Source organism: Escherichia sp. WS3227_2 (assembly GCF_046486495.1).
Classification (GTDB): domain Bacteria; phylum Pseudomonadota; class Gammaproteobacteria; order Enterobacterales; family Enterobacteriaceae; genus Escherichia; species Escherichia coli.
In genome coordinates, this window is sequence record NZ_JBJQLG010000022.1 from 42,218 (window position 1) to 52,346 (window position 10,129).

General features: G+C 51.3%; 9 protein-coding genes and 1 rRNA gene. 6 read left to right on the forward strand and 4 right to left on the reverse strand.

Translation table 11 applies throughout. The features are described 5' to 3' along the window. Positions 1-3: 3 nt before the first annotated feature. Positions 4-387 (reverse strand): autonomous glycyl radical cofactor GrcA, encoded by a 384-nt coding sequence (grcA, locus tag ACJHXB_RS22560; protein ID WP_000627804.1) that lies wholly within the window; start codon positions 385-387, stop codon positions 4-6. Between the two features lie 304 nt (positions 388-691). Between grcA and ung the strand changes: the two genes are divergently transcribed. Then, entirely contained in the window at positions 692-1,381 is a 690-nt protein-coding gene (gene ung / locus ACJHXB_RS22565) for a uracil-DNA glycosylase (RefSeq protein ID WP_001262702.1), read from the forward strand. A 47-nt stretch (positions 1,382-1,428) separates the two neighbouring features. Here the strand turns inward: ung and ACJHXB_RS22570 are convergent, their stop codons facing one another. Further along, positions 1,429-2,466: a tRNA/rRNA methyltransferase gene (locus tag ACJHXB_RS22570; RefSeq protein ID WP_410233536.1), complete on the reverse strand. Its 1,038-nt coding sequence runs from the start codon at positions 2,464-2,466 to the stop codon at positions 1,429-1,431. A gap of 206 nt (positions 2,467-2,672) precedes the next feature. On the opposite strand from ACJHXB_RS22570, the gene trxC reads away from it, so the two are divergent. From trxC to ACJHXB_RS22595, 5 genes are all read left to right on the forward strand, one after another. Then, positions 2,673-3,092 carry a thioredoxin TrxC gene (gene trxC / locus ACJHXB_RS22575; RefSeq protein ID WP_001098726.1) on the forward strand — a complete coding sequence of 140 codons (420 nt, stop codon included), beginning with the start codon at positions 2,673-2,675 and terminating at the stop codon, positions 3,090-3,092. 68 nt (positions 3,093-3,160) lie between these two features. Next, positions 3,161-3,859, forward strand: a complete 699-nt coding sequence (gene tapT, locus ACJHXB_RS22580) for a tRNA-uridine aminocarboxypropyltransferase (protein ID WP_001300438.1) — start codon at positions 3,161-3,163, stop codon at positions 3,857-3,859. Positions 3,860-3,890: 31 nt separating this feature from the next. Beyond that, a complete protein-coding gene (gene patZ, locus ACJHXB_RS22585; protein WP_000082985.1) occupies positions 3,891-6,551 on the forward strand; it encodes a peptidyl-lysine N-acetyltransferase PatZ in 2,661 nt (886 codons plus the stop codon). Between the two features lie 113 nt (positions 6,552-6,664). Beyond that, positions 6,665-8,020 (forward strand): CDP-diacylglycerol--serine O-phosphatidyltransferase, encoded by a 1,356-nt coding sequence (gene pssA / locus ACJHXB_RS22590; RefSeq protein WP_000949265.1) that lies wholly within the window; start codon positions 6,665-6,667, stop codon positions 8,018-8,020. 45 nt (positions 8,021-8,065) lie between these two features. Further along, the gene (locus ACJHXB_RS22595; RefSeq protein WP_001221085.1) at positions 8,066-8,389 is read left to right on the forward strand and encodes a YfiM family lipoprotein; all 324 of its coding nucleotides are present in this window, start codon (positions 8,066-8,068) and stop codon (positions 8,387-8,389) included. On the opposite strand, the gene kgtP is transcribed toward ACJHXB_RS22595, so the two are convergent. Continuing rightward, positions 8,386-9,684, reverse strand: a complete 1,299-nt coding sequence (gene kgtP / locus ACJHXB_RS22600) for an alpha-ketoglutarate permease (RefSeq protein WP_000841106.1) — start codon at positions 9,682-9,684, stop codon at positions 8,386-8,388. The two genes, ACJHXB_RS22595 and kgtP, sit on opposite strands and share 4 nt — an antisense overlap. A gap of 348 nt (positions 9,685-10,032) precedes the next feature. Further along, positions 10,033-10,129: ribosomal RNA gene (rrf, locus tag ACJHXB_RS22605) — 5S ribosomal RNA — on the reverse strand; the annotation flags it as partial.

Below are 10,129 nucleotides of genomic sequence, written 5' to 3' on the forward strand. Positions count from 1 at the left end.
GCCTTACAGGCTTTCAGTAAAGGTACGAGCGATAACGTCGCGCTGCTGTTCCGGAGTCAGAGAGTTAAAGCGAACTGCATAACCGGATACACGGATGGTCAGCTGCGGATATTTTTCCGGATGCTTAACTGCATCTTCCAGAGTTTCACGACGCAGAACGTTAACGTTCAGGTGTTGACCACCTTCAACGCGAACTTCTGGTTTAACTTCTACTGGAACTTCACGGTATTCAATATCACCCAGTTTGCTTACTGCAACCACTTCGTCTTCTGCAAAACCTGCTTTCGCAACGATGCAACGCGCTTCGCCTTTTTCGCTGTCCAGCAGCCAGAAAGAGTTCAGCAGATCGTCGTTAGCGGCTTTAGTAATCTGGATACCTGTAATCATGTGATGCCTCCCCGGCAAAATTATTTGATTTGTTCAGCCTGTCGCGGCCAATTGGTAAAACCATTGTTGCTTGAGTGTATATATACTCCTCAAACACCCTTGAATCTTTGATTTAAATCAATAAAAACCACACATCAAGTATGGTCGTAAATGGATTTTATTGTTTTACATCAACTTATGCAGGTGTGAAATTTTACCAATTTACATTTTTTTGCACTCGTTTAAGTCTAAAAAATGAGCATGATTTTGTTCTGTAGAAAGAAGCAGTTAAGCTAGGCGGATTGAAGATTCGCGGGAGAGCGAGATGGCAAACGAATTAACCTGGCATGACGTGCTGGCTGAAGAGAAGCAACAACCCTATTTTCTTAATACCCTACAGACCGTCGCCAGCGAGCGGCAGTCCGGCATCACTATCTATCCGCCACAAAAGGATGTCTTTAACGCGTTCCGCTTTACAGAGTTGGGTGACGTTAAAGTGGTGATTCTCGGCCAGGATCCTTATCACGGACCGGGACAGGCGCATGGTCTGGCATTTTCCGTTCGCCCCGGCATTGCGACACCGCCGTCACTGCTGAATATGTATAAAGAGCTGGAAAATACTATTCCCGGTTTCACCCGCCCTAATCATGGTTATCTTGAAAGCTGGGCGCGTCAGGGCGTTCTGCTACTCAATACTGTGTTGACGGTTCGCGCAGGTCAGGCGCATTCTCACGCCAGCCTCGGCTGGGAGACCTTCACCGATAAAGTCATCAGCCTGATTAACCAGCACCGCGAAGGCGTGGTGTTTTTGTTGTGGGGATCACATGCACAGAAGAAAGGGGCGATTATTGATAAACAACGCCATCACGTACTGAAAGCGCCGCATCCATCACCGCTTTCGGCGCATCGTGGGTTCTTTGGCTGCAACCATTTTGTGCTGGCAAATCAGTGGCTGGAACAACGTGGCGAGAAACCGATTGACTGGATGCCAGTATTACCGGCAGAAAGTGAGTAAATTTGCAGGAAAACGCCGGATGGCAGCGTTGCCACCCGGCCGATTTATCAGGCTTTATTCTGACGCCACCATTCACCAAGCAAAACGCCGGTTGCAACAGAGATATTTAGCCCGGCAACGTTGCCAGTACCATCAATCTTCACGCGCAAATCGTTCGGATCGCGTGCGGCATCCGGTAACCCTTCATATTCCTGACCCAGCACCAGTACCATTTTCGCTGGCAGACTGGTTTTGAACAGCGGTTTCCCCTGCTCGCTGGAAGTGGTCACTACGGTGTAACCTGCCTGACGGAAATCATCCAGCACGTTAACAATGTTGTCGCCAGTAATCGGCTGAACGTGCTCTGCGCCGCCTTCTGCGGTACGGATAGCCGCACCCGACTCCAGCAGTGCCGCATCCTGCACCACAACGCCTTTCACGCCGAAGTGCGCGCAGCTGCGCATCATGCCACCCAGGTTATGCGGGTTAGATTCGTTTTCCAGCGCCAGTACACAATCCTGCGCGCCTGCCTGGCTTACCCACTGCTGCACGGTTGTACCGTTACGCTTTTTGATCAGGAAGCAAACGCCGCCGTGATGTTCCGTGCCTGACGCTTTTGTCAGTTCCGCTTCATCTACCACATGGTACGCTTTGCGGTTTGCTGCCATCCAGCGCAAGGCTTCTTTAAAACGTGGCGTTACGCTCTGGATAAACCAGGCGCGAACAATTGCTTCCGGACGGCTCTGGAACAGTGCCTGACAGGCGTTTTCGCCGTAGACGCGGGTTTCTTCCGCACGCTGACGACGCAACACTTCCGGAACAATAAAACTTTTACCACTGATGCCACCGTGATCGGCCTTTTCCGGCGTCTCATCACCCGGCGCGCGGGAAACTGTGCGCCACGGCGACTCTTCCCACTTGCGGTCACGGGGCTGACTCTGTTTGTCATCGCGGGCGGGGCGACGGCCACCGTCAGCACGAGATTTTCCTGGACGCCCGCCCCCTTTCCCGGTACGCGGGTTGTGGGTACGTTTATCAGAATCATCATCACTGCGGACATACATCACTTTGACCTTGCCGCTTTTACCTTTCATTTCATCGTTCATGCTTTTCTCCACCAGCGCTGCGCGAAGCGCGCAGATTACCCGAAGTCCGCGCGGTTCGCCATGATTTCGTACCAAAGCCTACGACTATCATACCTATTGAATAAAACAGATTGTTGTCTGGAACAATGTCCCCGATAATATGTAACATATTAGAAACATACCGGCGTCGTTGCCGATAAGTCTCCTTACTCATCCCGAGGTTAGTTATGAATACCGTTTGTACCCATTGTCAGGCCATCAATCGCATTCCCGACGATCGGATCGAAGATGCGGCAAAATGCGGACGCTGCGGTCACGACTTGTTTGACGGAGAGGTGATTAATGCGACCGGTGAAACGCTCGACAAATTGCTGAAAGATGATCTACCTGTGGTGATCGACTTCTGGGCACCGTGGTGCGGCCCCTGCCGTAATTTCGCACCAATTTTTGAAGATGTCGCGCAAGAGCGTAGCGGTAAAGTGCGCTTTGTGAAAGTGAATACCGAAGCTGAACGTGAATTGAGCAGTCGCTTTGGAATTCGTAGTATACCGACGATCATGATTTTCAAAAACGGTCAGGTTGTCGACATGCTTAATGGCGCAGTACCGAAAGCGCCGTTCGACAGCTGGCTGAACGAATCTCTTTAATCTTACCGGGGCGCATCTTGTGCCCCGTTTTCTCCTCTGCGACAATGGCGTTTTTTCGACACTCTCTTATGACCGAAAACGCTGTTCTCCAGTTACGCGCCGAGCGTATTGCGCGCGCAACACGTCCTTTTCTTGCCCGCGGAAATCGCGTTCGTCGCTGCCAACGCTGTCTTTTGCCAGAGAAATTATGTCTCTGTTCGACAATTACCCCAGCACAAGCAAAAAGTCGCTTTTGTTTGCTGATGTTCGACACCGAGCCAATGAAGCCCAGTAATACCGGGCGTCTGATTGCTGATATTTTGCCTGATACCGTTGCGTTTCAATGGTCGCGAACCGAACCCTCGCAGGACTTGCTGGAGCTGGTGCAAAACCCGGACTATCAACCAATGGTGGTCTTTCCCGCCTCGTATGCTGACGAGCAACGGGAAGTGATCTTCACACCACCTGCCGGTAAGCCACCGCTGTTTATCATGCTCGATGGTACCTGGCCGGAAGCTCGCAAGATGTTTCGTAAAAGTCCGTATCTGGATAATCTTCCCGTCATTTCCGTCGATCTTTCCCGGCTTTCTGCCTATCGCCTGCGTGAAGCCCAGGCTGAAGGCCAATATTGTACTGCCGAAGTAGCCATCGCACTGTTAGATATGGCCGGCGATACCGGGGCGGCGGCAGGGTTAGGCGAGCATTTTACCCGCTTTAAAACACGCTATCTGGCAGGAAAAACGCAACATCTGGGTAGCATCACAGCAGAACAGTTAGAAAGCGTTTAAAATCATTCGGTCACTTCTGCGGGAGACCGGTATGAGTCAGCGAGGACTGGAAGCACTACTGCGACCAAAATCGATTGCGGTAATTGGCGCATCGATGAAACCCAATCGCGCAGGTTACCTGATGATGCGTAACCTGCTGGCGGGAGGCTTTAACGGACCGGTACTCCCGGTGACGCCAGCCTGGAAAGCGGTGTTGGGTGTGTTGGCCTGGCCGGATATTGCCAGCTTGCCCTTTACACCCGACCTTGCGGTTTTATGTACCAATGCCAGCCGTAATCTTGCTCTTCTGGAAGAGCTCGGCGAGAAAGGCTGTAAAACCTGCATTATTCTTTCCGCCCCGGCATCGCAACACGAAGATCTTCGCGCCTGCGCCCTTCGCCATAACATGCGCCTGCTAGGACCAAACAGTCTGGGCTTACTGGCTCCCTGGCAGGGTCTGAATGCCAGCTTTTCGCCTGTGCCGATTAAACGCGGCAAGCTGGCGTTTATTTCGCAATCGGCTGCCGTCTCCAACACCATCCTCGACTGGGCGCAACAGCGTGAGATGGGCTTTTCCTACTTTATTGCGCTTGGCGACAGCCTGGATATCGACGTTGATGAATTGCTCGACTATCTGGCGCGCGACAGTAAAACCAGCGCCATCCTGCTCTATCTCGAACAGTTAAGCGACGCGAGGCGCTTTGTTTCGGCAGCCCGTAGTGCCTCGCGCAATAAACCGATTCTGGTGATTAAAAGCGGACGTAGCCCGGCGGCTCAACGTCTGTTGAACACCACGGCAGGAATGGATCCGGCGTGGGATGCAGCTATTCAGCGTGCCGGTTTGTTGCGGGTACAGGACACCCACGAACTGTTTTCGGCGGTGGAAACCCTTAGCCATATGCGCCCGCTGCGTGGCGACCGATTGATGATTATCAGCAACGGTGCTGCGCCTGCCGCGCTGGCGCTGGATGCCTTATGGTCACGTAATGGCAAGCTGGCAACGCTAAGCGAAGAAACCTGCCAGAAACTGCGCGATGCACTGCCAGGGCATGTGGCAATCTCTAACCCGCTCGATCTGCGCGATGACGCCAGCAGCGAGCATTATGTCAAAACGCTGGACATTCTGCTCCACAGCCAGGATTTTGATGCGCTGATGGTTATTCATTCGCCCAGCGCCGCTGCTCCCGCAACAGAAAGCGCGCAAGTATTAATTGAAGCGGTAAAGCATCATCCCCGCAGCAAATATGTCTCTTTGCTGACGAACTGGTGCGGCGAGCACTCCTCGCAAGAGGCACGACGTTTATTCAGCGAAGCCGGGCTGCCGACTTACCGTACTCCGGAAGGAACCATCACTGCTTTTATGCATATGGTCGAGTACCGGCGTAATCAGAAGCAACTACGCGAAACGCCGGCGTTGCCCAGCAATCTGACTTCCAATACCGCAGAAGCGCATCTTCTGTTGCAACAGGCGATTGCCGAAGGGGCTACGTCGCTCGATACCCATGAAGTTCAGCCCATCCTGCAAGCGTATGGTATGAATACTCTCCCTACCTGGATTGCCAGTGATAGCACCGAAGCGGTACATATTGCCGAACAGATTGGCTATCCGGTGGCACTGAAATTGCGCTCGCCGGATATTCCACATAAATCGGAAGTTCAGGGCGTAATGCTCTACCTGCGTACAGCTAATGAAGTCCAGCAAGCGGCAAACGCTATTTTCGATCGCGTAAAAATGGCCTGGCCGCAGGCGCGGGTCCACGGCCTGTTGGTGCAAAGTATGGCTAACCGTGCTGGCGCTCAGGAGTTGCGGGTTGTGGTTGAGCACGATCCGGTTTTCGGGCCGTTAATCATGCTGGGTGAAGGCGGTGTGGAGTGGCGTCCTGAAGATCAAGCCGTCGTCGCACTGCCGCCGCTGAACATGAACCTGGCCCGCTATCTGGTTATTCAGGGGATCAAAAGTAAAAAGATTCGTGCGCGCAGTGCGCTACGCCCATTGGATGTTGCAGGCTTGAGCCAGCTTCTGGTACAGGTTTCCAACTTGATTGTCGATTGTCCGGAAATTCAACGTCTGGATATTCATCCTTTGCTGGCTTCTGGCAGTGAATTTACCGCGCTGGATGTCACGCTGGATATCGCGCCGTTTGAAGGCGATAACGAGAGCCGGCTGGCAGTGCGCCCTTATCCACATCAGCTGGAAGAGTGGGTAGAATTGAAAAACGGTGAACGCTGCTTGTTCCGCCCGATTTTGCCAGAAGATGAGCCACAACTTCAGCAGTTCATTTCGCGAGTCACCAAAGAAGATCTTTATTACCGCTACTTTAGCGAGATCAACGAATTTACCCATGAAGATTTAGCCAACATGACGCAGATCGACTACGATCGGGAAATGGCATTTGTAGCGGTACGACGTATTGATCAAACGGAAGAGATCCTCGGCGTCACGCGTGCGATCTCCGACCCTGATAACATCGATGCCGAATTTGCCGTGCTGGTTCGCTCGGATCTCAAAGGGTTAGGCTTAGGTCGACGCTTAATGGAAAAGTTGATTACCTATACGCGAGATCACGGACTACAACGTCTGAATGGTATTACGATGCCAAACAATCGTGGCATGGTGGCGCTGGCCCGCAAGCTCGGGTTTAACGTTGATATCCAGCTCGAAGAGGGGATCGTTGGGCTTACGCTAAATCTTGCCCAGCGCGAGGAATCATGAGTAAGGTACTGGAAATGTTGACCACTTAATCGGGACTGGTGTTATTATTGCCCGCTTATGTCGTCTGCATTGCACAGAGGACCCTTCAATGAACAGAGAAGAAATGCACTGTGATGTTGTCAAAATTTAAGCGTAATAAACATCAACAACACCTTGCCCAACTACCCAAGATTTCTCAATCAGTTGATGATGTCGATTTCTTTTACGCTCCCGCCGACTTCCGGGAGACGCTGCTGGAAAAAATAGCCAGCGCGAAGCAGCGCATTTGCATTGTCGCCCTGTATCTCGAACAGGATGACGGTGGCAAAGGCATTCTGAACGCGTTGTATGAGGCTAAAAGGCAGCGTCCGGAACTGGATGTGCGGGTGCTGGTCGACTGGCATCGTGCACAACGTGGACGCATTGGCGCTGCGGCATCTAACACTAACGCTGACTGGTACTGCCGCATGGCGCAGGAAAATCCGGGCGTAGATGTTCCGGTTTATGGCGTTCCAATCAATACCCGTGAAGCCCTTGGTGTTCTGCACTTTAAAGGCTTTATCATCGACGATAGCGTACTTTATAGCGGTGCCAGCCTGAACGATGTTTACCTGCATCAGCACGATAAATATCGCTACGACCGTTATCATCTTATCCGTAACCGTAAGATGTCAGACATTATGTTTGAATGGGTTACACAGAATATTATGAATGGCCGCGGCGTTAATCGTCTGGATGATGTTAATCGGCCAAAAAGCCCGGAAATCAAGAACGACATTCGCCTGTTCCGCCAGGAGCTGCGTGATGCCGCTTATCATTTCCAGGGCGATGCCGACAACGATCAGCTTTCCGTAACGCCGCTAGTGGGACTGGGGAAATCGAGTCTGTTAAACAAGACCATTTTCCACCTTATGCCTTGTGCCGAGCAGAAACTAACCATCTGTACGCCATACTTCAACCTGCCAGCAATCCTTGTGCGCAATATCATCCAGTTGCTGCGCGAAGGGAAAAAGGTCGAAATTATTGTTGGTGATAAAACCGCGAATGACTTCTACATTCCGGAAGATGAACCTTTCAAGATAATTGGCGCATTGCCTTATCTCTATGAGATCAATCTGCGTCGTTTCCTGAGCCGTTTACAGTATTACGTCAACACTGACCAGTTAGTGGTTCGGTTATGGAAAGATGACGACAACACCTATCACCTGAAAGGGATGTGGGTTGATGATAAGTGGATGTTGATCACTGGTAATAACCTGAACCCGCGCGCCTGGCGTCTGGATCTGGAAAACGCCATTTTGATCCACGATCCGCAACTGGAGCTTGCGCCACAGCGAGAGAAAGAACTGGAGCTGATCCGCGAGCATACCACCATCGTTAAGCACTATCGCGATCTGCAAAGTATTGCCGATTATCCGGTGAAGGTTCGTAAACTCATCCGCCGTTTGCGCCGTATCCGCATCGACCGATTAATTAGCCGCATCCTGTAATCACAACCCCGTCCTGTACGGGGTTTGTTTTTTGGAGGCCACGTTTTGCGTATTCTTTTTGTCTGCTCGCTATTGTTACTTTCTGGATGCAGCCATATGGCTAACGATAGCTGGAGCGGGCAGGATAAAGCTCAACACTTTATCGCCTCGGCGATGCTTTCCGCCGCCGGAAATGAATATGCACAGCATCAGGGGATGAGTCGCGATCGCAGTGCCACTTTTGGGCTGATGTTCTCTGTTGGGCTGGGCGCGTCAAAAGAACTTTGGGATAGCCGCCCCGAGGGGAGCGGCTGGAGCTGGAAAGATTTTACCTGGGATGTCGCCGGTGCAACTACCGGCTATACCATCTGGCAGTTGGCGCATAATTAAAGGCGCATCCCCTTCCCTTTGCGATGTAGCATCAAAGAAACCAGAAACGCCACCACGGCCATCAAGGTCACATACCAGAAGAAGGCTGTTTCCATTCCTATTGATTTCAGTGACAACGCTACGTACTCTGCTGAGCCACCAAATATCGCATTAGCGACGGCATACGACAGACCAACACCTAATGCGCGAACCTGGGCCGGGAACATTTCAGCCTTCAGTATTCCACTGATTGAAGTATAAAAACTCACTATCAGCAGGGCGCACATCACCAGACCAAAAGCGGCATAAGGCGAAGAAACGTTCTGCAATGCTGAGAGAATAGGAACGGTAAAAATGGTTGCCAGAGAACCGAAACATAACATTGAGGTACGACGACCAATCTTATCCGACAGCGCGCCAATAAGTGGTTGAATAAGCATGAATACAAACAATGCGGCAGTCATAATGCCACTCGCCACGTTGGCATGCATTCCCGCAGTATTTACCAGATACTTCTGCATATAAGTGGTGAAGGTATAGAAACAAAGGGAGCCCGCAGCGGTAAAACCGAGAACCATGATGAATGCACGGCGATTGCGCCATAATCCTTTCAGAGATCCAGCTTCTTTTAAAGCGCGTGTTTCTTGTTGTGAAGTTTCATCTAACTGACGACGTAACCACAACGCCACTACAGCTAACACAGCTCCTAACGCGAAAGGAATACGCCATCCCCACTCTCTGAGTGCAGCGTCTTCCATGGTGTGTTGTAAAACCACGACAACCAGTAGAGCTAGCAGTTGCCCGCCGATCAACGTCACATACTGAAATGATGCGTAAAAACCTTTGCGCCCTTCAACGGCAACTTCACTCATATAGGTGGCGCTGGTGCCATATTCTCCGCCAACGGATAATCCCTGGAATAAACGAGCAAGAAGCAATAATGCCGGAGCCCAGGTACCGATTGTTTCGTAGCCTGGCAAACAGGCGATAACCAGTGAGCCGAAACACATCATACACACCGATAATAGCATCGATTTTTTGCGACCATGTTTATCGGCTATGCGGCCAAATAGCCAACCGCCTATCGGGCGCATCAGAAATCCCGCAGCAAAAACACCTGCTGTTTGCAGTAGTTGAGTCGTCGTGTTCCCGGAAGGGAAGAAGATGTGGGCGAAGTAGAGTGAACAGAACGAGTAGACATAGAAATCGAACCACTCGACCAGATTACCTGAAGAGGCCCCCACAATTGCCCAAATGCGGCGACGAGTATCACTACTTGTCAGTTTGCTGTCTGCCGTTACAGTACTTTCAGCCATGCCATTATGTCTCCTGCCGTAATCCGATGCTTTTGTCGGTCGCTGTTGTTTATTTTATTTGGTAAAGAAAATGTTATACATTTGTTGCGTATCATTATGCAACCTTAACCATGAATTTAGTTAGCAGGAAAATGGTTATTAAGGAGTTTAAGGATAGATTTCTGGTAAGGAGGAAGTATGGAAGTGGGCAATTTGGGGAAGCCGTATTCGCCTGGCGTATATGGAGGAATAAGCTGCCCCTACCGTGCCTGCCCAGGCTGGAGAAGACGTGCCAGCGTCGCACCCGGCATTTTTTGCACCAGCGCAAAAAGGCCCAGTCTTCCGACTGGGCCTTCTGCTTAATTTGATGCCTGGCAGTTCCCTACTCTCGCATGGGGAGACCCCACACTACCATCGGCGCTACGGCGTTTCACTTCTGAGTTCGGCATGGGGTCAGGTGGGACCA